Here is a 22,125-nt window from a genome sequence, read left to right on the forward strand (position 1 = left end):
AATTGGCCGCTGACGGCACCTTCGTGGCCAACAACTTGCTCGCCAAGCACGACGAAAAATACGTGCCGCGCGAAATGAAGGCGATGACCGAGGCGCAGGCGCGCAAGACGGTGGAAGAAACCAAGTGACCGCAGAATTCGGCCTTGCCGCCCTGTGGCTCGCGGCGGCGCTGGCTGCGCTGCAACTGTTCGCCGGCGGCATGGCGCTTACCCGCAAGGGCGAGGCGCTGGGCGGCGTGGTGCGTCCGGTGGCCGTGGTGCAGGGTGTGCTGGGCCTCGCATCTTTCGCCGCGCTGCTGATCGTCTTTGCGCAGACCGACCTGTCGGTGAAGCTGGTCTATGCCAATTCGCACTCCGCCAAGCCGATGATGTTCAAGATCGCCGGTGCCTGGGGCAACCACGAAGGCTCTATGCTACTGTGGGTGACGGTGATGGGGCTAGCGGGAGCCGTTGTCGCGCTGGTGGAGCGACGCTTGCCGGAACGGACGATGCTGGCGACGCTTGCCGGGCAGGCTTTCGTTAGCCTTGGTTTTTATGCCTTCCTGCTGTTCGCCTCGAACCCCTTCACCCGCATGGTGCCAGAAGCGGAGGGCAAGGGCCTCAATCCGCTGCTGCAGGACCCCGGTCTCGCGTTTCATCCGCCCACGCTTTACATCGGCTATGTCGGGCTCTCGATTGCCTTTTCCTTCGCCATCGGTGCGCTGATCACCCGCGAGGTTTCGCCCGCATTTGCGCGCGCCATGCGGCCATGGGTGCTGGGCGCGTGGATATTCCTGACGCTTGGCATCACGGCTGGATCGTTCTGGGCTTATTACGAGCTAGGTTGGGGCGGCTGGTGGTTCTGGGATCCGGTCGAGAATGCGTCGCTGATGCCGTGGCTCGCTGCAACGGCGCTGCTTCATTCCTGCTCCGTCCTTGCATCGCGCAATGCCCTGCGGGCGTGGACGGTGATGCTGGGCGTGGTGGCATTTTCGATGTCGATGGTCGGCACGTTCCTCGTTCGCTCGGGCATTCTGACCTCGGTTCATGCTTTCGCCGTTGATCCCAAGCGGGGGGCTTTCATCCTCGTTTTGCTGGCAATCTACATCGGCGGAGCGCTGCTACTGTTCGGCCTGCGCGCATCTACGGTGAGCGAGGGGGAGCGGTTTTCGGTGGTTAGCCGTGAGTCGGCGCTGGTGTTCAACAACGTCATGCTTTCGTGCATTCTCGGCATCGTGCTGGTTGGCACGCTCTATCCATTGCTGGCGGAATCGCTGGGGCAGCAGGTCTCGATCGGGCCGCCTTATTTCAACCCGTTTACCGCCATTTTCGTGGTGCCGATGCTGCTCGTCATGGCAGTCGGACCCTTGCTCCGTTGGCGGAGGGATTCGCTTGGGCGAGTGCGCAAGTCGCTGATTATCCCCGTGCTTCTGGGCCTTGCCGGCCTTGTCGTCGCGATCGTTCTCGTGCCGTCGCATGTGCTGCCGATCATCGGCTTGGCTCTGGCTCCGGCGATCGGAATTGCCAGCCTGCTGCCGCTGCGGGGGCGCAAGCTCAGGCAGGTCAAGCTGCCGCTCTGGGGCATGGTTTTCGCCCACTTCGGCATCGCGGTTTCGCTGTTCGGCATGGCGAGCGACAGCGCCTTTACCACCGAGAAGCTGGTCGCGGTGAATGTGGGCGACAAGGTCGCGGTCGGTCCGTGGAAGATCGAACTCAAGGCCATCGATCCCGTCGCCGGCCCGAACTGGACCGCGCTCGAGGCTGGTTTGCAAGCCAGCTACAACGGCGCTGCACCGATCCTGCTCGCGCCCCAGTCGCGCTCGTTCTGGACACCGCCGCAGCAGACCAACGAATCCGCGCTCGTTACCCGTTGGAACGGGCAACTCTATGCCGTGCTGGGCGAGGAAGCTGAGGACGGCCGCTGGCAGCTCCGCCTGTGGTGGAAGCCCTTCGTACCGATGATCTGGCTTGGCGGGATTCTTGTCGCGCTGGGCGGACTGCTTGCCCTCATTGGCCGCGTGGCGAGCGACCTGCGCCGGATATCCGCGCGGGGCAAGATTGCCTATCGCCGGCAGAGGCAGGGACGATGAGCGCGCCTGAAATCGCTTCCGCAAACGGACCGCGCTGGGCTGTGTGGCTGCCGCTCGGGTTTTTCATGGCCTTCATTGCGCTCGTCCTCGTCGGACTGTTCTGGCCAGCGAACAAGGACGTGGTCAGCCGCTTTGTCGGACAGCCGCTCCCCGAATTCAACCTGGCAGCGGCGAGCGATGATCGCCCCGGGTTGGCGCGCGCTGATTTCGTCGGCAAGCCGCGGCTACTCAATGTCTTTGCTTCATGGTGCGTGCCTTGCGCAGTCGAGTCGCCGCAGTTGGCCGCGCTCAAGGATGCGGGTGTGGAAATTCACGGTGTTGCAGTTCGCGACCACAAGCCGGAACTCGCCGCATTTCTGGCGCGCAACGGCAATCCGTTCGCGCGGATCGGAGCAGATAACTTCAGCGCGGTGCAGGTCGGCATTGGTTCGGCAGGTGTGCCGGAGACCTTCGTGATCGATGGCAAGGGCGTGATACGCCACCAGCACATCGGAGTGATCACCGCCGATGACGTGCCCAAGCTGCTCGCCAAGCTGCGGGAGGCGGGGCAGTGATTGCAGTAATCCGTCATCCCGGCGAAGGCCGGGATCGCTGGCCTCGTCGACGCGAGCTTGCGTCCGGTCTCCTGCGGTCCCGGATCAGGTCCGGGACGACCTTGCTGATCGCCCTGCTTGCTCTCTTGTTCGCAGCCCCCACCTTCGCTGACGACACCATGCCGCAGGCGCCGCTCGCCAACCGCCAGCTTGACGATCCTCAGCTGGAGGCCAAGGCCCACGAACTGATGCAGACCATCCGTTGCCTGACCTGTCAGAGCCAGTCGATCGCCGATTCTGACGCGTCTATGGCCGGTGACCTGCGCAACCAGATCCGCACGCGCATTGCTGCCGGGGAAGAGCCGGAGGCGATCCGCAAGTGGCTGGTTGCGCGCTATGGTGACTATATCAGCTACAGCCCGCAGGTCACGGCACTGACCTGGCCGCTGTTCGTGTTGCCGGTGCTGTTGCTGCTGATCGCTGCCTTGTTGCTGCGCCGCCGCTTTATCAAGGGAGGCAAGTGATGGGCTGGCTGATCGCAGGCATTCTGGCGCTGGCCTGTTTCCTCGTCATGGCGCTGGTGCTGAAACTGCCGCGCCGCACTTGGGAGGTCAGTGCTGCCGCCCTGATCGTCGGCCTTGCCGGCTATGCCCTGCAAGGAAACCCGTCGATGGCCGGATCGCCGACCGCGCCCAAGGAGAAGGTTGCTGGGGCCGAAGCCGCTGAAGCGGTCAAGGCGCGCAAGGCGATGGGCAATGGTTCAACCGTGACCGATAAGTACATGACTCCCGCCGATGCGCTGGCACGTCACGGCCAATATGGTGACGCCGCCGAACTGCTGCGCGGCGCGGTTGCCGAACAGCCGAACAATGGCGAGGCTTGGCTGGCCATGGCCAATGCGCTGGTCGGCCATGCCGAGGGCAACCTTTCACCCGCCGCCGTGCTTGCCTACCGCAACGCCGAGCGCGCCGCGCCCGATCATCCGGGACCGCCGTTCTTCCTTGGCCTTGCCTTGGCGCAGTCTGGCCGGACCGAGGAAGGCCGCGCCATCTGGGCAGAATTGCTCGCTCGCAGCCCGGCTGATGCCCCGTGGCGGTCCGAACTGACCGCTCGGCTGGCCGATCTCGATGCCTTCATCGCACGGCAAAAGGGCGCCGGCGGGCAGTAGCCAATCACGCATTGCGTTGCAGGTACCTTGCGCCAATGCTAGGCGCGCGCAGCCGAGTCGCCGGCATCAACAGGGGCGCGCGTGAGCATGTCTGAATCGCACATTTCCGGCGAAGCTGCACCCGCAGACGCCAATGCCTCCAGCCATAACCCGGGCGCTCATCACGGCGGCCTTGCCAAGTTGGCGATCGGCGCGATCGGCGTCGTCTTTGGCGACATCGGCACCAGCCCACTTTACGCCTTCCGAGAGACATTTGCCTCGCACCACGGTGCCCCTGGCATCTCGGTTGATCCGGTCCACATCCATGGCGTGCTGAGCCTGGTGTTCTGGTCGATGATGATCGTCGTGACCTTCAAATACGTCCTCACCATCATGAAGGCGGACAACAAGGGCGAGGGTGGCAGCTTGGCCCTGCTCGCGCTTATCAATCGCAAGTCCGAAAATGCCAAGTGGACCGCGCCGTTCATCCTGCTCGGGGTCTTTGCCACGGCGCTGTTCTATGGCGATTCAATGATCACCCCGGCCATGTCGGTGCTTTCGGCGACTGAGGGCCTGCAATACGTCCACCCCGGCTTCAAGCAGTTCATCGTGCCGTTGGCGATCGCAATCCTGTTCGGCCTGTTCGCGATCCAGTCGCGCGGGACCGAGAAGGTCGGCACCTTGTTCGGGCCGATCATGCTGGTCTATTTCGTCACTCTCGCAGTGATGGGAGTAATGCACATTGCGGAAATGCCATCGATCATCGTTCAGGCCATCAACCCATTGAATGCACTAAACTTTTTCATGACAGACGGCTTCCGCGCCTTTGTCGCACTCGGTTCGGTCGTGCTGGCGGTGACCGGGGCAGAGGCACTTTATGCCGACATGGGCCACTTTGGCCGCAACCCGATTGGCGTCAGCTGGATGACCTTCGTGCTGCCATGCCTGATGCTCAATTATATGGGGCAGGGCGCAATGGTCCTGTCGCAGCCCGATGCCGCTTCTGCTGCCGCGCTGATCAAGGATCCGTTCTTCCTGATGATCCCCGATGCCGTGCGCATCCCGGTAATCGTGCTGGCGATGCTGGCGACGATCATTGCCAGCCAGGCGGTGATCTCGGGCGCGTTCAGCCTGACGCATCAGGCGATTCAGCTTGGCTTCATGCCGCGCATGCAGATCAAGCACACCAGCGCGGCTGCGGCCGGGCAAATCTATATCCCGGTGGTCAACTGGGGCCTGATGGTCATGGTGCTGGTGCTGGTGCTGTTCTTCGGTTCATCGTCCGCCCTTGCTGCCGCTTACGGCATCGCGGTAACCGGGGCGATGTTCATCGATACGATGTTGCTGGCTGCCGTGCTGATCACGTTGTGGCGCTGGCCGCTGTGGAAGGCCGTACCGCTGATCGGCGTGTTCATCGTGGTCGACATCGCCTATTTCGGCGCGAACCTGATCAAGGTGCCGCAGGGCGGCTGGGTGCCGCTGGCCATCGGCCTGTTCATCTTCACCCTGCTCACCACCTGGTCAAAGGGCCGCACCCTGATGCGCGCTGCCATGGCCGAAGGCACGATCCCGTTCGAGGTCTTCGCCAAGAGCGCCCATTCCAGCGCCCAGCGCGTGCCCGGTACGGCGGTGTTCATGGCATCGAACAGCGCCGGCGTGCCTTCCGCGCTGCTGCACAACATCAAGCACAACAAGGTGCTGCACGAACGCGTTGTGATCCTGACCGTCGACATTCAGGACGTCCCCGTCGTCAGCCCGGAGAACCGGGTGGCCTGCAAGCAGTTCGGCGAAGGGTTCTTCCGCCTGACACTCCGCTATGGCTTCCTTGAGGAAACCGATGTTCCCGCCGCGCTGAAGGAAGCGAATGTCTGCGGCGAGCCATTCACCATGATGAAGACCAGCTTCTTCCTGTCGCGCCAGACCCTGATCGCCTCATCACGGCCAGGCATGGCGATCTGGCGCGAAAAGCTGTTCGCATGGATGCTGCGCAATGCGGCCAGCGCGATGGAGTTCTTCCGCTTGCCGACGAACCGCGTGGTCGAACTGGGCAGCCAGGTAGAGATTTGAGGGCTGGGAGCCCCGCCAAAATACTTGCCGTCATGCTGAACTTGTTTCAGCATCCATCGTGCCTGATCTCGGGATCTGTGTAACGACGCGCAACGGCACCGCGGCGCATCGTGTCTGAGGGCCGGGCATGACGGCTTGATGGACTCTGGAACAAGTTCAGGGTGACGATGCTTGGGGGGCTGGGCCATACCGAAATCATTACCGATTTTGGGCGAAACCGGTTTTTCGCTCTTGCCACGCCGAGGCCTGCGTTCGCTCGGTGTTGCGGCGGGGGCAGGGCTGGGCTTCGGCGCGTGGATGGCCTTTGCCGATGCGACTGTCTTTGCCAGCATCGTGCCGCAGGTCCAGCACGACATGGTGGCCGAGGCAGGCCCGTTGGCGCGCATCGCCTGGTTCGCGCGCGGGGCGTTTTATGACGAAGTGCAACTGCGGCTGATTGCCCTGCCGGTCATCACGTGGGCGGCGATGGCATTGACCGGCAGGCGCGGCGACTGGCTGCACTGGCTGGCCGTGCTGCTGACGGCTTTCGCGGCCTATCCGCTCATTGCGCGCGGCTATTTCTCGGGGCTGGATTGGTCGGCGCTGACTGTGCTGCGCGAAGTGACGCTCCACGGTGCTGCCGGAGTGCTTTGGGGTTGGCTGTGCTGGCGGCACGGGTGGACGGCGGGGCTGGTGGGGCATGTTGCCGCGCATGTCAGCCTGCAGCCGTTGCTTTCACTGGCCTGAAACGAAAACGGCGCCCCCGAAGGAGCGCCGCATCGTTTGTTGGTCTGTCAAACCTCAGCTGAGGTTGGCAGAAACCATGCAATAAAGCATCGGCAGCGACAGCAGCAGGTTGGTGCGGCTGGCGGCGAGCGCGAGCGGTGCGGCCTTGGCCTTGGCTTCGTCCGAAGCCTCGACGATGCCGAGGATCTTCTTCTGCGCGGGCCAGATCAGGAACCACACGTTGAACGCCATGATCAGACCGAGCCACATACCCAGACCGATCATGTTCTCAGCGCGGGTAGCGCCGGAGAAGGTCAGAGCGCGGTGGCCGTAGCCCTGCTCCATGGCGATCCACAGGCCGAAGACGACCGTCAGCAGCGCGGCGTAGCGGAAGAAAAAGAACACCTTGGGCGCGATGTAGCCGGTGACGCCCTTCTTCAGTTCAGCCGGGACCTTCGGCATGGTCGGCACCTGGACGAAGTTCAGGTAATAGAGCAGGCCGATCCACAGGATGCCGACAAAGCTGTGCAGCCAGTGCAGCACCGAATTGGCGGTAACCGGAATATCGGCGTTGTAGCAGTACATGACACCAATCGCGGCCGCGAGGCCCACGAGCAGCACCAGGTGCAGGTTTCCAAAAAACTTGGCCATAGCTTCCCCCTAATTATTTCAAATCTGCGAGCTGGAACGACCAGCTTCGCACTCTATTTGCGCCAATTGCGAACGATTGTCACCGGGTTTCGGCGGGAATCCCCAGCCTGATCTCTTGCTAGGGCTCCCCGATCACTCGTGCGGCGTGATCGCTTCGGCCTCGTCCTTGTCCTCGCTGGCAAGGCCGTGGCGCAGCAGCATCGGCATGTGGGCAAAGGTGAAGGCGAAGGACAGCGGCAGGAAAAGCCACAGCTTGGCCTTCAACCACTGGTCGAAAGTGAACCAGTCGCGGTTGGCGAGCACTTCGTTGATCACGGCCAGCGCGATGAAGAACAGGCCCCAGTTGCGCGACAGCTTCATCCAGCCATCATCGTCGAGCCCTTCGAACGCAGCGCCGAGCAGGACCTTCAGCAGCGCCTTGCCGCGCAAGTAGCCGCCCAGCAGCATGGTCGCGCCGAACACATAGACGACGGTCGGCTTGTGGCTGATCCACGCCGGATCCTGCGTCCACACGGTCAGCCCGCCGAAGAACAGGATCATCGCTGTCGTCAGCCACAGCATCGGCGAAACGCGGCGGAACTTGAACAGGCTGATGCCAAAGGCGGCGACTGCACCGATCATGAAGGCAATCGTGCCCTTCACGACAGCGGCGATCTCGCCAACCATGCTTGAGCGGTCCTCGGGCGAGTAATATTTGTAGACCGCGAAGAACAGCACGATCGGGCCGTAGTCAGTGACGGCGCCCAGCCAGCCGGGCTTGTGCTTCTCGGCAGCCGGGGCGGGAGCAGGGGCGGCGGTTGCAGTATCGGTCATCACGCCACTCCTGCAATCACGCGGGCGACCAGATCGGGATCGAACGGACGCAGGTCATCGATCTTTTCGCCCACGCCGATCGCATGGATCGGCAGGCCATATTGCTCGGCAGCCGCGACGAGAACGCCGCCGCGCGCGGTGCCGTCCAGCTTGGTCATGATCAGCCCGGTCACGCCTGCCACTTCCTTGAACACCTCGATCTGCTGGAGCGCATTCTGCCCGTTGGTCGCATCGAGCACCAGCACGACATCGTGCGGTGCTTCGGGGTTGATACGCCCCAGAACGCGGCGAATCTTGGCAAGTTCCTCCATCAGCTCGCGCTTGTTCTGCAGGCGGCCGGCGGTGTCGACGATCAAAGCGTCAGTGCCCTTGTCGGTCGCCAGCTTGACCGCGTCGAACACGATGCTCGCCGGATCGCCCCCCTCGGGGCCGCGCACGACTTCCACGCCGATGCGGTCGGCCCAGACGGCAAGCTGCTCGATGGCAGCGGCGCGAAAGGTGTCGCCGGCCGCAAACAATACGCCGTAGTCAAGCTCCTGAAACAGGTGGCCGAGCTTGGCGATTGTCGTCGTCTTGCCCGATCCGTTGACCCCGATGACCAGGATCACTTGCGGGCGCGGAAAAGCGACAATATCGAGCGGCTTGGCCACCGGGCGCAGGATCGCGGCTATTTCCTTGGCCATAGCCTCGCGGATCGACTGTTCATCGGCGCCGCGTTCAAAGCGTTCACCGGCCAGCTTGTCGCGGATGCGGCGCGCGGCGCGGGGGCCGAGGTCGGAGAGGATCAGCGCATCCTCAAGATCGTCGAGCTGCGCCTCATCCAGCCGTGTCTTGCTGACAATGCCGGAGAGGTTCTCGGTCAGGCGCTCGGAAGTCTTACGGAAGCCGCCGAAAACGCGGTCAGTCCAGGTCTCTTCGCTCATGCCAGCAGGCCTTCGATGACGCGGTCAGGGACGATATTCACTATGGTTCCAGGCTCGGTTCCGGGCGCGAGCTGCACCCTGGCGAAGTCTTCCGCATGGCCGGTCCCGTCGCGTTCGGCAAGCACCTTGAGCGGCACGCCGACCAGCGAGGCGAGCCATGCGGCGCGGGTGCGGGTGACGTCGGCGCGCAGGTCGGCAGCGCGCGCCTTGATCGCGGCGGGCTCGACCTGCGGCATCCTGGCAGCGGGCGTGCCGGGGCGGGGGGAATAGGGGAAAACATGGCCGTGGACGACGCCTAGCTCGGCGATAATCGCGCGGTTGGCGTCGTGCTCGGCCTCACCCTCGGTGGGGAAGCCGGCGATCAGGTCCGCGCCGATGGCGATCTCCGGGCGGCGCGCGCGCAGGCGTTCGACCAGCGCCACGGCATCGGCGCGGCTGTGGCGGCGCTTCATCCGCTTGAGGATCAGGTCATGCCCGTGCTGCAGCGAGAGGTGGACATGCGGCATGACTCGCGCCTCGCCGGCGATCAGGTCGAACAGGCGCTCGTCGATCTCGATCCCGTCGAGCGAGGACAGGCGCAGCCGTTCGAGCGCGGGGGCGGCCAGCAGAATGGCTTCGACCAGCACACCTAGCCCGGGCGAGCCCGGCAGGTCATGGCCCCATGAGGTCAAGTCGACCCCGGTCACGACAACCTCGCGCACGCCCATGGCGAGGTGACCCTCGATCTCGCGGCACACGGCATCGACGGGCAGCGACCGGCTCGTCCCGCGCCCCTGCGGGATGACGCAAAAGGTGCAGGCGTGATCGCAACCGTTCTGCACCGCGACATAGGCACGGGTATAGGCGGTGGACGAGGTGATTGGCCGCGCGGCAGGCACGTTCCACGCGCGCGGATCGAGCTTTGCGGTATTGGCCACCAGTCCATCGACCTCGGGCATGGCGGCAATCGCCTCGCGCTCGATCTCGGCGGCGCAGCCGGTAACGATCAGGCGCGCATCGGGGTGCGCGCGGCGGGCGCGGCGGATCGCTTGCCGGGTCTGGCGCACAGCCTCGCTGGTGACGGCACAGGAATTGATCACGACCAAGTCGCCCGCATCTCCAAGCATGGCGCGCATCGCCTCGCTTTCGGACAGGTTCAGCCGGCAGCCCAGCGACACGACGTGCAGCGTCACCCGGCCACTCCGTAAGCGGCGGGATCGAAGGTGCCGCGGAACGATTCAACCGCCGGCCCGGTCATCAGGATGCGATTGTCCGCGCCCCATTCAATCGTCAGGTCGCCACCTTCGAGCGAGACGGTAACTTTGCGGTCGGTCAGTCCCCGGCGCATGGCGGCGATGGCCGTGGCGCAGGCCCCGGTGCCGCAGGCGCGCGTTTCGCCGACGCCGCGTTCCCACACCCGCAGGCGGATGGTATCGCGCGAAGTCACCGTGGCGAAGTTGACGTTGACCCGCGCCGGGAACAGCGGATCGTGTTCGATCAGCGGGCCGAGCCGTTCGACTTCCACTACCGCGCAATCGGGGGTGAAGAACACGACATGCGGGTTGCCAACGTTGACGGCGGAAGGCGCATCAAGGTCCTCCCAGCCGACCGGCATGGAGAGCGTGTCCATCGCATAGGCGAGCGGGATGGCGCTCCAATCAAAGCGCGGCTCGCCCATGTCCACCGCCACGCCGTCGTCAGCCGGGTTGGACGAGAGCATACCGCCGAGCGTTTCAATCGTCGCCGGTGCACCGTGCAGCAAGCCGACTGCGCGGGTGGCATTGCCGCAAGCCTCGACCTCGCCGCCGTCAGCGTTGAAGATCCGCATGCGGAACGTGGCGCTGTCGGACGGCTCGATAAGGATAAGCTGGTCGCAGCCGATGCCGGTTTTGCGGTCAGCCAGTGCGGTGGCCAGCCGGCTCGTCATTTCAGGGACGTCGCTCGCGCGCGCATCGAGCACGACGAAGTCATTGCCGAGGCCATGCATCTTGACGAAAGGAACCTGCATGGCCCGGCAGATAGGCACGCGGCGCGGGAAGGTCCAGCCCTATGCGGTTGCCGCGCGCGGGATCGCTTCTTCGGCTGCAATCACGGAAAGGTGAGGCGAGCGGCGAAGAAGGCCGAGTTCGGCAAGCCGCTTTTCGACATCCTGCGCGGCGGCGGGACGGCCATAGAGGTAGCCCTGGGCCTTGAACTCGCCCATCCGGCGCAGTTCGTCGACCACTTCGGGTTCTTCGACGCCTTCGGCAGTGATTGGCAGGCCGAGCCCGCTGCCGAGCGAGGCAATGGCCTGAACGATGGTCATCGAATCGCTGTTGCTGGCCAGCGTTGAAATAAAGCTGCGGTCAATCTTGATGCGATCGAACGGCAGCGAACGCAGTTGCGCCAGCGAGCTGTAGCCGGTGCCGAAGTCGTCAAGGCTGATGCGGATGCCCTGGTTCTTCAGGCTGGCGATCAGCGAGCGGACGAGGCCGAGGTTTTCGTGCAGGCAGCTTTCGGTAATCTCGATTTCCAGCCGGCTGGGCGGAAAATTCGCCTCGATCAGCATCTTGAGCAGCTTCTGGGCAAACCACGGATCGCGCATCTGGACGGGGGAAATATTCACCGACAGGCCAAGTTCGGGGTGCCACTCCTTCGCGTCCTGCAGCGCCTGCCGGATCACGCATTCCGACAAATCGGCGATCACGCCGATTTCCTCGGCGATGGGAATGAACAGGTCAGGGCCGACAAGGCCCAGCTCGGGCGATTGCCAGCGCGCCAGCATTTCGAAGCCGGTGATCGTGCCGGTCTGGAGGCAGACCTGCGGTTCGTAGAACGGCACGAACTCGCCATTGCCAACTCCGCGCCGGATGCCGTTTTCCAGCTCACTACGAAAGCGCAATTCGCTCTCCATCTGCGGCTCGAACCAGTAGTAGCGGTTCTTGCCGCCCTTCTTGGCGTGGTACATGGCTATGTCGGCCATGTGCAGCAGGTCCTGCGCGGAAAGCGTCTTGCCGGCAGGAATGTCAGACCGGGAAATGCCCAGCGAGATGGAGATGCCTTCGAGGGTGATTCCCGAGCTGATAATTGGGGCGCAGAGCGAGTCGATCAGCTGCGAGGCGATGCGGTCGACGAATTCCGGACGTGCCGAATCGAACGGAACAGCGCAGGCAAATTCGTCGCCGCCCAGCCGCGCGAGCAGCGCGTTGGAGGGCAGAACGGCGCGCATCCGCCGCGAAGATTCGCTAAGCACGGCATCGCCGGCGGCATGGCCATTGGTGTCGTTGAGCCGCTTGAAATTATCGAGATCGAGCACCAGCAGCGCAACCTGCTCGCCGTGGCGAGCGCTCTGCTCGCGCAGGTGTTCCGTGGCGGGCGCCATGGCGCGCCGGTTAAGGCAGCCGGTGAGCGGGTCGGTTTCAGCCAGTTGACGGGCGCGTTCTTCCGCGGCGCTGCGTTCGACGACCTGTTCGGACAAGTCGCGATAGCGGCGCCAGCCGAAGACGATCAATGCAATGTTGAGCAGCATGGCGTTGCTCAGCAGGCGATCTGGCGGCAAGCCGATGCCTTGGAGATAGCGAACGACTTGCGGCAGAACCGTGCTTCCGTTGCCGACGAAGAGGATGAGCGCGCCAAAGGATACGGCCAGGACGATGATGTCCCTGCCCACTCTTTCGAGCTGCCCCTTGGCTTGAATGTGCCGGCTTTCGCCGTCTTCACGCATAATTCCCCGCACCCCTGTTGGCAGGCAGTGCGGGGAATATGCCCGGGCGCGATGAAATAAACGTTAAGTATCGTGGGCTTCGGGTCAGCCCTTTTTCTTGAGTCCGATTTCGACCAGCCGCTGCTGGAGGAAGTCATCGGCAAGGATCGCTTCGGGATAGCGGTCCGGGTCTTCCGCCGAAATGCACTGCGGCAAGGTCCGGATCGGAAAGTCGCTGCGCAGATGCAGGAAGAACGGCATCGAATAGCGGCTGAACCGCGCGCGTTCGGGATCGGGGTTGCGGACGCGGTGAATGGTCGATGGCAGGACGTGGTTGGTCAGCCGCTCAAGCATATCGCCCACGTTGATCACCAGCGCCCCGGGCGGGGGTGAGGCGGAAATCCATTCCTCCCCCTTGTAAAGCAGTTCGAGCCCTGCTTCCTCGGCGCCGAGCAGCAGGGTGATGAGGTTGATGTCGCCGTGCGCCCCGGCGCGGATCGCTTCGCCATCCAGGCCTTCGATCGGCGGGTAATGCAGCAGGCGCATCACCGAATTGCCATCTTCGATCGCGGGATCGAACCAGTGTTCGTCAAGCCCGAGGTAAACCGCGATGCGACTGAGGATCGTCGCGCCGGTCGCGTCGAACTGGCGGTACAGCTCCTCGAACAGGTCCTTGAAGCCTTCGGGACGGACCGGCCAGACATTGGGCGGCATCGAGGCATCGGCCAGCGGGCTGCCTTCGGGCAAGTCACGCCCGACGTGCCAGAATTCCTTGAGGTCGTGCGCCTTGGCGTCCTTGGCAATCTCGGTGCCGAACGGCGTATAGCCGCGCGCGCCGGCGATGGCCGGGTTGTGATAGCTGCGCTTTTCCGCCTCAGGCAGGGCGAAGAATTCGGCGGTCAGCTTCCAGGCGCGGTCGATCAGGTCCGCATCGATACCGTGATCCTTGACCATGGCGAAACCGAATGTCTTGAAACTTTCGCCGATGGCTTGGGCAAACTGGGCCGGATCGTCGGCAAGCGACAAAACCGGCAGGGTGTTAAGGGGCATATGGTCTATCCAGCAAATTTGCGTAATGGCGCGCCATAGACCTTTTGACGGACAAGTTCATGACGAAAATCAAACCGCCCAAACGCTACTGGCTGATGAAAAGCGAACCCGACGTTTACGGCTGGAATGACCTGATCGCCGAGGGCGAAGGCACCTGGGACGGTGTGCGCAATTACACCGCGCGGCTCAACCTGCGGGCCATGTCGGTGGGCGATGCGGTGTTCTTCTACCACTCAAACATCGGCGTCGAAATCGTCGGCATCGCGAAGGTCAGCAAGGGGCCTTTCCAGGACCCGACTGATGATAGCGGGCGCTGGACCTCGGTGAAGGTCAAGCCGGTGAAAAAGCTGAAGCGGCCGGTGACGCTCAAGGAAATCAAGGCTGATCCGGCGCTGGCAGATATGGAGCTGCTGACCAAGTTCCGGCTTTCGGTCTCCGAAGTGCGCGAAAGCGAGTGGGAGCACATTCTCAATCTCGCCAAGTGACGGGAAAGACTCAATAACCTTATTGTGCCGAAACGGGATGCGCGCCGTTAACCTCGATTTTCCGGGTGGTGCGATGGTGAAGAAGTTCTTAATCCGGGACCAGTCGCATGGAGAATGGCCCGGTGAGAAGAGCCCTTGTAGTTACTGATGAATCTGCACGTCATCCGTTCCGGATGCACTTGCCGCCGCATGTCTGCCGCACCGCCGCCGCCACTCCGGCGCGCTCTTCGTGGCGATTTACCATGCAGGACCTCAAGATGTTCCTGATGGCCTACAGCGCCTGCCTGCTGGCGGTGACAACCTGGATTGGCTGATCGTGCCCTATTCTCCCCGCGCCGCGCGCTCGCTGCGGTAAAGCTGAGCGCCGAGCAGGGCGGAAATCATGCACATCGCCGCGCTCAGCAACACCTGCTCCTGCAGCGGCAGGCCAAAAGCGCTGAGCGCCATCGCCACCAGCGAACCGATCACCATTGCGCCCGAATTGACGATGTTGTTCGCCGCGATCGTCCGCGCGGTCTGTGACTTTTCCACGAAGGTCGTCAGGAAAGCATAGAGCGGCACGACGAACATGCCGCCGGCCACGGCTATGCCGAGCAGCGACAGCAGCAGCGGAACCGCCAACGGGCGCACGATGAAGGCTGATACGTCGAGCAGTCCATCCTCCATCGGCGGCCAGGCGCGGCAGACGAGGTAGAAGGCAACCACGAACACGCCCATCATGATAACCGACGGTGCCGACCAGCGGGCCGAAACCGTGCCCTTGAGCAAGGCGTTGATTGACACGGAACCGATGGCGATCCCGACCGAGAAGATCACCAGAAACAGGCTCGCCACTTCCTTGCTGGCGTGAAGCACGTTCTTGGCGAGCGGCGGGAACTGGATGAACAGCACCGTTCCGACCGCCCAGAAAAAGCTGATCGCCATGATCGCTTCGAACACCCGGGCGTCGCTCGTCGTTTGACGGATCAGGTGATAGGAACTGCGCACGAAATTGTAGTCGAGCGGCTCGGGCTCCGACTGCGGCGGGGCAGGGGGAACCTGCCGTCCGGCAATGTAACCGATGATCGCCGTCAGCACGACGCCAAGCGCCGCCCATTCAACATCGATCCAGCCGGCCAGGATCGTGCCGGTGAGGATGGCGATATAGGTGCCCGCCTCGACCATGCCCGTGCCGGCGAGGACTTCTTCAGATCGAAGGTGCTGCGGCAGGATGGCGTACTTGATCGGGCCGAAGAAGGTGGAATGCACGCCCATGGCGAACAGCGCGACCAGCATCAGCGGGATGGCGATTGTCGTCGTCTCGAAGCCCTTCCACGCGAGGAACAGGCCGGCGCCTCCGATCAACATGATCAGGATTTCGCAGAATTTGACAATGCGGATGATCTTCGCCTTGTCGCGCATGTCAGCCAGCTGTCCGGCAAGCGATGAGAGCAGGAAGAACGGAATGATGAACACGGTCGAGGCAATGGCCGAGAATTTCGCTTCCGCCGCCTCGGAACTATAAACCGAATAAACGACGAACAGCACCATCGCGTTCTTGAACAGGTTGTCGTTGAAGGCACCGAGCAACTGCGTGACGAACAGGGGAAGGAAGCGCCGCTGGCGCACCAGATGTGTGGAAGTGGTCATGCGCTGCTTGAAAGCTCCCCCGTTTGGCGGCAGACCCTAGCGGGCGATAAGCGACGAACAAGCCCGAAGCGCCCGATACTGGCGCTGGGTTGTGGACAGGGATGGTTATGTACCGCAATTATTACAGGGTAGAAACGGTCTGCCTATGCTGACCCTTCCCAACATACTGACTCTGTCGCGAATTTTCGCGGTACCTCTGCTTGTCTGGTTGATGTGGTGGCCGGGCTGGGCTGCTGGCTATCTTGCCGGCTGGGTCGTCTACTCGCTGATGGGAATTACCGACTACTTCGACGGTTATCTCGCCCGGTCACGCGGTATGGTGAGCAAGCTGGGGCAGTTTCTCGATCCGATCGCCGACAAGATCATGATCGCCGCGGTGATCGTGGTGCTGGTGGCCAATCATGACGTTGCCGGGCTGCATGTCATCGCCGCACTGGTTATCCTGCTGCGCGAGATTGCCGTTTCGGGCCTGCGCGAATTCCTTGGCGGCCTGCGCGTTTCGATCCCGGTTTCGCGGCTGGCCAAGTGGAAGACGACCCTGCAGATCGTCTCGCTTGGTTCGCTGATCCTTGCCGGCGGACTGCCGGGCTGGCTGATTCCCGGCACCGCCCTCAACCTGCCGCAAGTCGTTGGCCTGATGACGCTGTGGGGCGCCGCCGTGCTGACGGTGATTACCGGCTGGGATTACCTGCGGATCGGCCTCAAGCACATGGACTAAGGCGCGCAATCTGACGGATTATTCGCCAGTTGCGGGCAGTTCCACCGACGCCGATTGGGTCGGAGCCGACATGGTCGGCGCCTGATCGGACATCATGTCAGGCTGGCTCGCCATGGCGAGAGGCACCGTTTCCATGATCTCCACCTGCGGCACCGTCGAATCGGGGGCAAAGTCTGCCGTGACCGTCGGACCTGCGTGTTGCAGCGAACCACTTGCCGTGTGCATGGCCAGCGCCGGGGCCGACCGCGAAATGCCGGCGAATGCGTTGGTGAACGAGGTGCGCTTGTGCCCCGAGGCCTTGGCGACCTTGGACGAATGCGTGACCGACAAGGTGACCGGCGTCTTCGTGCTGGCCGAAGCAACGGCGCGCGGCACGATGATCGTGCGCTTGGCCGCAAGCGAATTGACCGGAGCCGCCTTTACCGCAGCCTTGGCAACGGGTGCCGCGACCGAATGCACGGCGGGTGCCTTGGCCAAAGCCGGAGCGGCTGCGGCACGCGGAGCGGCAGCCTTTACGGGCTCAACCTTGGCTGTTTCAGCCTTGACCGGTGCATCCATGCCAAAGGCCGGCTTGGGAAGTTCGCGGCTAGCCAGAGCTTCTGCTGGCTTGGGCGGCGAAACCTGCGGAGTGGCGGCTTCACTGGCGGCAAGGGCAAGCGCTTCTTGCTCATAGGCAGCGGCGCTGTCCTGCAGCGGGTTCGTCAGCCGGTCCTGAAGGAAATAGACCCCGACGCCATCGGCGACGATCATGGCGATGACCGCGTTGCGAATAAGAGCTTTGCGTTGCAATTTCATGCCCGGAATCCCCAAATCAATTCACCTGATGATGCCACGTGCAGCGCCGTGCAACAATGGTTAAATACTTAGCCGGCCCGCAGCTCTTCCGCGAGCAGGCGAAATTCCTCGGATCGAGGGCTGTTTCGCCGCCAGACCAGCGCAATTTCTCGGTTTGCGGTCTTCGACAGCAGCGGCCGGGCCACTACGTTCGTCCCGTTGAGAATGCCCGCATCGATCGCCATTTCGGGCAGCATGGTCAGACCCAGACCATTGTCGACCATCTGCACCAGCGTGTGCAGCGAAGTGCCGATCATCGTAGCCGAAGCGCGCAGTTCCGGGCGGTTGCAGGCGGCCAGGGCATGATCCTTCAGGCAATGGCCATCCTCGAGCAGGAGCAGCCGGCCCTCGTCGATCGATTCCGGCGACACCTCGCTCGGCGGGTCGCGCGGATCGTCCTTGGGGAAGGCGACGTAAAGCGCATCGAGCTCGATCGTCTCCTTCTCGACATCGCCAGTGGGGTAGGGCAGCGCCAACAGCACGCAGTCCGCGCGGCCGTGATGCAGCGATTCGATGGCCGCCGCGCTGGTTTCCTCGCGCAGGTAGAGCTTCAAGGCGGGGCGCTCGCGGCGCAGGCGCGGCAGCATTCGGGGCAGAAGGAACGGCGCAATCGTCGGGATCACGCTCATCCGCACTTCGCCCGACAGCGGCTGGCCGGCGCTTTGCACCATGTCGGAAAGCTCCTCCGCCTCGCGCAGCAGCCGGTGCGCCTTGGCGACCACGGCATTGCCCAGCGGGGTGAAGCGCACGGCGCGCTTGGTCCGTTCGACGAGCACCACGCCGAGCAGCGTCTCCAGGTCGCGCAAGCCTGCCGAAAGCGTCGACTGACTGACAAAACACGCTTCCGCAGCGCGACCGAAATGGCCATGCTCGTGCAAGGATACGAGGTACTGAAGCTGCTTGAGCGTGGGGTGGTAGACGGTCATCGCAAGCGTTCTAACGCAGCGGCCCGCACACACAAGGTGACGCATGGACTGGACACACTGGACACTGTCCAAGAAGGAAAGCTATAACCTCTCGCGATCTGTAAGATTTGCTATTCAAGCAATTGAAACAAATGTCATTAATGTCTAATCGCGGTGTTAAAGATGTGATGTGGCTGGATTCAGGCATGGCACCCCGCTTATCGCAGAAGTGCACCGGGTAGGACAGGCGAGACTATTACTCGGCTTCCGCGCCATCCGCTTGCCCGGCATTCTCGGCCCCGCTATCGCCGGGAATGTCATCTCCGGGAATGTCATCGCCCGGAATGTCATCGCCCGGAATGTCATCGTCAACCGGGTCGGCCTCTGCCGCAACCGCCTCATCCTCGACGATGTCGTCGACATGCGTCATCTTCAGCTTCCCGTTGACCACGGCGAAGGCCATCTTGCCTTCGACCAGATCGAGCGCGTCCCTGCCGAAAACGTCATAGCGCCAGCCTTCGAGCAGGGGGATATTCTTGCGAACCCCGGCTGCGAGCAATTCCAGGTCATCGCTGCGCGCCAGCAGGCGAGAGGCCACGTCAATCTCGCGGCTGCGGATCTTGAGCAGCAGCTTGAGCAGGTCGGCAACCAGTGCGCCTTCCTTGCCCAGCGGCGCGCCGCGCGGAGTGCGCGGGGGCAGTTCGGCGTCGGTCAGCGGCTTCGACGCCTCGATCGCGGCGACGAGGCGGCGGCCGATCTCGTTTTCCTTCCACGCCTGCGAAAGCCCGCGCACCTTGGCAAGGTCGGACTGCTGGCGGGGCGGATGGCTGGCAATGTCGGCCAGCGTCTCGTCACGGGCGATGCGGCCACGCGGGATGTTCTTGTCCTGCGCCTCGATCTCGCGCCAGCGGGCGATGGCTTTCAGCCGGCCAAGCATCGCCGGGTTGCGGCCCGCGGCGCGAATGCGCTGCCAGGCCTGTTCGGGATCGTTCTTGTAATTGTCCGGATCGGCGAGCTTTTCCATCTCGGCATTGAGCCAGGTGCCGCGACCGGTCTTGATCAGGCGGTTCAGCAGCTTCGGGAAAATTTTCGACAGGTGGGTGACGTCGCCAATGGCATAGTCAATCTGGCGGGCGTCCAGCGGCCGGCGCGACCAGTCGGTAAACCGCGCGCCCTTGTCCACCGTGATGCCGAGCCACGATTCACACAGGTTCGAATAGCCGATCTGCTCGCTCTGGCTGACCGCCATCATGGCGATCTGCGTGTCAAAGATCGGGTGAGGGGTGCGGCCGGTGATGTTGTAGATGATTTCCACATCCTGCCCGCCGGCGTGGAACACCTTCAGCACGTCCTCGTTATCGACCAGCAGGTCCATCAGCGGGGTCATGTCTATCCCAGGGGCCATTGGATCGATCGCCGCCGCTTCCTCGCTGTCGGCGATCTGGATCAGGCAGAGTTCGGGCCAATACGTGTTTTCCCGCATGAATTCGGTGTCAACGCAGACGAAGTCGGCCTGGGACAGTCTCTTGCACAGGGCTGCGAGTGTTTCTGAGTCGGAAATGAGTTTGTGTATTTTCATGTTTCTTATCTGTAAGTGAGCCCATGCGGGCTCGCGGCTTGACAAAAATGCGGGTTTCGCCTGTTAGCCCGCGCTTTCGCCCCTGCAACAAAGTGGGCCGATTGGAAAGAGTTTCGATGCATATTTATCGTTCGCATAATTGCGGTGCCTTGTCCGCTGCCGAAACTGGCCAGACGGTCCGGCTTTCGGGCTGGATCCACCGCAAGCGCGATCACGGCGGCGTGCTCTTCGTCGATCTGCGCGATCATTACGGCATGACGCAGATCGTCGCCGATGCGGACAGCCCGGCGCTGCCGGTGCTCGAAGGCCTGCGCGTGGAAAGCGTCGTCACCATCGACGGCGAGGTCAAGGCGCGCGGCACCGGCACCGTCAACGCCAACCTTTCGACCGGCGAGATCGAGGTGTTTGCCCGCGGCGTGACCGTGCTGAGCAAGGCCGAGGAACTGCCGATGCCGGTGGCCGGCGAGCAGGAGTATCCCGAGGAAATCCGCCTCAAGTACCGCTTCCTCGACCTGCGCCGCGAAACGCTGCACGCCAATATCATGACGCGTACCGCCGTGATCCGCGAAACCCGCAAGCGCATGGAAGACATCGGCTTCACCGAGTTTTCCACGCCTATCCTCACGGCATCCAGCCCCGAAGGCGCGCGCGACTTCCTCGTGCCCAGCCGCATCCACCCGGGCAAGTTCTTCGCGCTGCCGCAGGCTCCGCAGCAGTACAAGCAGCTGCTGATGGTCGCTGGCTTCGACCGTTACTTCCAGATCGCGCCGTGCTTCCGCGACGAAGACCCGCGCGCCGACCGTCTGCCGGGCGAATTCTACCAGCTCGACCTGGAGATGAGCTTCGTCACCCAGGAAGAGGTGTGGGAAACGATGGAGCCGGTCATGGCCGGCATCTTCGAGACCTTCGCTGATGGCAAGGCCGTGACCCCCGCCGGCACGTTCCCGCGCATCCCCTATGCCAAGGCGATGCTCGATTACGGCACCGACAAGCCGGACCTGCGCAACCCGCTGATCATCCGCGACGTGACCTCCGAGTTCGAGCAATCGGGCTTTGGCCTGTTTGAAAAGATCGTCGGCGGCGGCGGCAAGGTTCGCCTGATCCCGGCGCCGGAAACCGCCGGCCTGAGCCGCAAGTTCTTCGACGAGATGAACGAGTGGGCGCGCTCGGAAGGCCATGCCGGGCTTGGCTACGCCACCCGCAAGGACGGCGTGTTTGGCGGCCCGATCGCCAAGAACCACGGCGAGGACAAGATGGCCGCGCTTTGGGACAGCCTTGGTCTTGGCCCGAACGACGGCGCGTTCTTTGCCGCTGGCAAGGAAGATCAGGCCGCCAAGCTGGCCGGTGCGGCGCGCACCCGCGTGGGCGAGACGCTCGGTATCGTCGAAAAGGATGCCTTCCGCTTTTGCTGGATCATCGACTTCCCGTTCTATGAATGGGACGAGGAGAACAAGAAGGTCGACTTCGCGCACAACCCGTTCTCGATGCCGCAGGGCGGACTCGAGGCGCTGGAAACGCAGGATCCGCTGACGATCAAGGCCTTCCAGTACGACATGGTGTGCAACGGCTACGAACTCGCCTCGGGCTCGATCCGCAACCAGCACCCGGACCTGATGGTCAAGGCGTTCGAACTGACCGGCCTGACACAGGCCGACGTCGAGGAACGCTTCGGCGGCATGTACCGCGCCTTCCAGTACGGCGCACCGCCGCACGGCGGCATGGCGGCCGGCGTCGACCGCATGGTCATGCTGCTCTGCGGCGTGCAGAACCTGCGCGAAATCACCCTGTTCCCGATGAACCAGCGCGCCGAAGACCTGCTGATGGGCGCGCCTTCGCAGGCCGAACACAAGCAGCTGCGCGAACTGCATCTTCGCGTTGTGGAACCCCAAAAGGGTTGAAGCAAACCGAAGTCCACCCTCTTGCCAGCGCCGCCGCCGTTCTCTAGGGGCGGGACTGAGCTTTTCATCTATCGTTCACAAAAGGACTACCCCATGAGCGACACCGCAGACCGCGTTAAGAAGATTGTCGTCGAGCATCTCGGCGTTGAGGCCGACAAGGTCACCGAAGACGCGAGCTTCATCGACGATCTGGGTGCCGATTCGCTCGACATCGTCGAGCTGGTCATGGCCTTCGAAGAAGAATTCGGTGTCGAGATCCCCGACGACGCGGCTGAAAAGATCAGCACCGTCACCGACGCGATCAAGTACATCGACGAAAACAAGGGCTGAAAGGCCTCGTCCTGCCCCGTCCCGGGCCTGTCTGGGATGGAATGGCGGGAGGTTCGTTGAAGCAATCTGAAGACAGGCTCAGTCCCTCAGCGGGTCTGGGCCTGTCGTATTTTCGGAGCACTGCATGCG

The 22,125-nt window shown here is 63.1% G+C and carries 22 protein-coding genes and 1 pseudogene; 12 read left to right on the top strand and 11 right to left on the bottom strand.

Annotated features, from left to right (window positions below; all coding sequences use genetic code 11):
• The 7 genes and pseudogenes from RMO89_RS12720 to RMO89_RS12750 all read left to right on the top strand — a co-directional run.
• A pseudogene (locus RMO89_RS12720) lies at positions 1 to 128 on the top strand (cytochrome c biogenesis protein CcmE); the annotation flags it as partial.
• Complete coding sequence (locus RMO89_RS12725; RefSeq protein WP_310533530.1) at positions 125 to 2,068, top strand: heme lyase CcmF/NrfE family subunit; 1,944 nt, start codon at positions 125 to 127, stop codon at positions 2,066 to 2,068. The pseudogene RMO89_RS12720 and the gene RMO89_RS12725, both read left to right, overlap by 4 nt.
• Entirely contained in the window at positions 2,065 to 2,622 is a 558-nt protein-coding gene (locus RMO89_RS12730) for a redoxin family protein (protein ID WP_310533531.1), read from the top strand. Before RMO89_RS12725 ends, RMO89_RS12730 begins: the two co-directional genes overlap by 4 nt.
• Positions 2,623 to 2,780: 158 nt before the next feature.
• Positions 2,781 to 3,125: a cytochrome c-type biogenesis protein gene (locus RMO89_RS12735; protein WP_310533552.1), complete on the top strand. Its 345-nt coding sequence runs from the start codon at positions 2,781 to 2,783 to the stop codon at positions 3,123 to 3,125.
• Complete coding sequence (locus RMO89_RS12740) at positions 3,125 to 3,769, top strand: tetratricopeptide repeat protein (RefSeq protein ID WP_310533532.1); 645 nt, start codon at positions 3,125 to 3,127, stop codon at positions 3,767 to 3,769. Before RMO89_RS12735 ends, RMO89_RS12740 begins: the two co-directional genes overlap by 1 nt.
• 87 nt (positions 3,770 to 3,856) lie before the next feature.
• The gene (locus RMO89_RS12745; RefSeq protein ID WP_310533534.1) at positions 3,857 to 5,815 is read left to right on the top strand and encodes a potassium transporter Kup; all 1,959 of its coding nucleotides are present in this window, start codon (positions 3,857 to 3,859) and stop codon (positions 5,813 to 5,815) included.
• 231 nt (positions 5,816 to 6,046) lie between these two features.
• Entirely contained in the window at positions 6,047 to 6,541 is a 495-nt protein-coding gene (locus tag RMO89_RS12750; RefSeq protein ID WP_310533535.1) for a hypothetical protein, read from the top strand.
• 54 nt (positions 6,542 to 6,595) lie between these two features.
• Here RMO89_RS12750 and RMO89_RS12755 read toward each other — a convergent pair whose 3' ends face one another.
• From RMO89_RS12755 to RMO89_RS12785, 7 genes are all read right to left on the bottom strand, one after another.
• Complete coding sequence (locus tag RMO89_RS12755; protein WP_310533536.1) at positions 6,596 to 7,171, bottom strand: urate hydroxylase PuuD; 576 nt, start codon at positions 7,169 to 7,171, stop codon at positions 6,596 to 6,598.
• A 132-nt stretch (positions 7,172 to 7,303) separates the two neighbouring features.
• Positions 7,304 to 7,984 carry an inner membrane-spanning protein YciB gene (locus RMO89_RS12760; RefSeq protein ID WP_310533537.1) on the bottom strand — a complete coding sequence of 227 codons (681 nt, stop codon included), beginning with the start codon at positions 7,982 to 7,984 and terminating at the stop codon, positions 7,304 to 7,306.
• Positions 7,984 to 8,907, bottom strand: a complete 924-nt coding sequence (ftsY, locus tag RMO89_RS12765; RefSeq protein ID WP_310533538.1) for a signal recognition particle-docking protein FtsY — start codon at positions 8,905 to 8,907, stop codon at positions 7,984 to 7,986. The genes RMO89_RS12760 and ftsY overlap by 1 nt, the downstream gene beginning before the upstream one ends.
• Complete coding sequence (locus RMO89_RS12770) at positions 8,904 to 10,079, bottom strand: MiaB/RimO family radical SAM methylthiotransferase (RefSeq protein ID WP_310533539.1); 1,176 nt, start codon at positions 10,077 to 10,079, stop codon at positions 8,904 to 8,906. Before RMO89_RS12770 ends, ftsY begins: the two co-directional genes overlap by 4 nt.
• A complete protein-coding gene (gene dapF / locus RMO89_RS12775) occupies positions 10,076 to 10,894 on the bottom strand; it encodes a diaminopimelate epimerase (protein ID WP_310533540.1) in 819 nt (272 codons plus the stop codon). The genes RMO89_RS12770 and dapF overlap by 4 nt, the downstream gene beginning before the upstream one ends.
• A 39-nt stretch (positions 10,895 to 10,933) precedes the next feature.
• Positions 10,934 to 12,589, bottom strand: a complete 1,656-nt coding sequence (locus tag RMO89_RS12780; RefSeq protein ID WP_310533541.1) for an EAL domain-containing protein — start codon at positions 12,587 to 12,589, stop codon at positions 10,934 to 10,936.
• A gap of 84 nt (positions 12,590 to 12,673) precedes the next feature.
• Complete coding sequence (locus RMO89_RS12785; protein WP_310533542.1) at positions 12,674 to 13,618, bottom strand: 2-oxoglutarate and iron-dependent oxygenase domain-containing protein; 945 nt, start codon at positions 13,616 to 13,618, stop codon at positions 12,674 to 12,676.
• A 59-nt stretch (positions 13,619 to 13,677) separates the two neighbouring features.
• Here RMO89_RS12785 and RMO89_RS12790 point away from each other — a divergent pair, with 59 nt between their 5' ends.
• Both RMO89_RS12790 and RMO89_RS12795 read left to right on the top strand, forming a co-directional pair.
• Positions 13,678 to 14,103, top strand: a complete 426-nt coding sequence (locus RMO89_RS12790) for an EVE domain-containing protein (RefSeq protein ID WP_310533543.1) — start codon at positions 13,678 to 13,680, stop codon at positions 14,101 to 14,103.
• 173 nt (positions 14,104 to 14,276) lie between these two features.
• Positions 14,277 to 14,417 (top strand): hypothetical protein, encoded by a 141-nt coding sequence (locus RMO89_RS12795; RefSeq protein WP_310533544.1) that lies wholly within the window; start codon positions 14,277 to 14,279, stop codon positions 14,415 to 14,417.
• Positions 14,418 to 14,424: 7 nt separating this feature from the next.
• Here RMO89_RS12795 and RMO89_RS12800 read toward each other — a convergent pair whose 3' ends face one another.
• Positions 14,425 to 15,732, bottom strand: coding sequence for an MFS transporter (locus tag RMO89_RS12800; RefSeq protein ID WP_310533545.1), 1,308 nt, complete (start codon positions 15,730 to 15,732; stop codon positions 14,425 to 14,427).
• 145 nt (positions 15,733 to 15,877) lie between these two features.
• On the opposite strand from RMO89_RS12800, the gene pgsA reads away from it, so the two are divergent.
• Positions 15,878 to 16,450, top strand: coding sequence for a CDP-diacylglycerol--glycerol-3-phosphate 3-phosphatidyltransferase (gene pgsA, locus RMO89_RS12805; RefSeq protein ID WP_310533546.1), 573 nt, complete (start codon positions 15,878 to 15,880; stop codon positions 16,448 to 16,450).
• A gap of 18 nt (positions 16,451 to 16,468) precedes the next feature.
• Here pgsA and RMO89_RS12810 read toward each other — a convergent pair whose 3' ends face one another.
• The 3 genes from RMO89_RS12810 to rnd all read right to left on the bottom strand — a co-directional run bounded on the left by RMO89_RS12810 (position 16,469) and on the right by rnd (position 19,768).
• Positions 16,469 to 17,245 carry a hypothetical protein gene (locus RMO89_RS12810; RefSeq protein ID WP_310533548.1) on the bottom strand — a complete coding sequence of 259 codons (777 nt, stop codon included), beginning with the start codon at positions 17,243 to 17,245 and terminating at the stop codon, positions 16,469 to 16,471.
• Between the two features lie 68 nt (positions 17,246 to 17,313).
• Positions 17,314 to 18,210: a hydrogen peroxide-inducible genes activator gene (locus RMO89_RS12815; protein ID WP_310533549.1), complete on the bottom strand. Its 897-nt coding sequence runs from the start codon at positions 18,208 to 18,210 to the stop codon at positions 17,314 to 17,316.
• 235 nt (positions 18,211 to 18,445) lie between these two features.
• Positions 18,446 to 19,768, bottom strand: coding sequence for a ribonuclease D (gene rnd / locus RMO89_RS12820; protein ID WP_310533550.1), 1,323 nt, complete (start codon positions 19,766 to 19,768; stop codon positions 18,446 to 18,448).
• A gap of 116 nt (positions 19,769 to 19,884) precedes the next feature.
• On the opposite strand from rnd, the gene aspS reads away from it, so the two are divergent.
• Entirely contained in the window at positions 19,885 to 21,666 is a 1,782-nt protein-coding gene (aspS, locus tag RMO89_RS12825) for an aspartate--tRNA ligase (protein WP_310533551.1), read from the top strand.
• Between the two features lie 93 nt (positions 21,667 to 21,759).
• Positions 21,760 to 21,996, top strand: a complete 237-nt coding sequence (locus tag RMO89_RS12830) for an acyl carrier protein (protein WP_264416307.1) — start codon at positions 21,760 to 21,762, stop codon at positions 21,994 to 21,996.
• Positions 21,997 to 22,125 lie beyond the last annotated feature (129 nt).

It is taken from the genome of Novosphingobium sp. (genome assembly GCF_031424035.1).
Lineage (GTDB): Bacteria > Pseudomonadota > Alphaproteobacteria > Sphingomonadales > Sphingomonadaceae > Novosphingobium.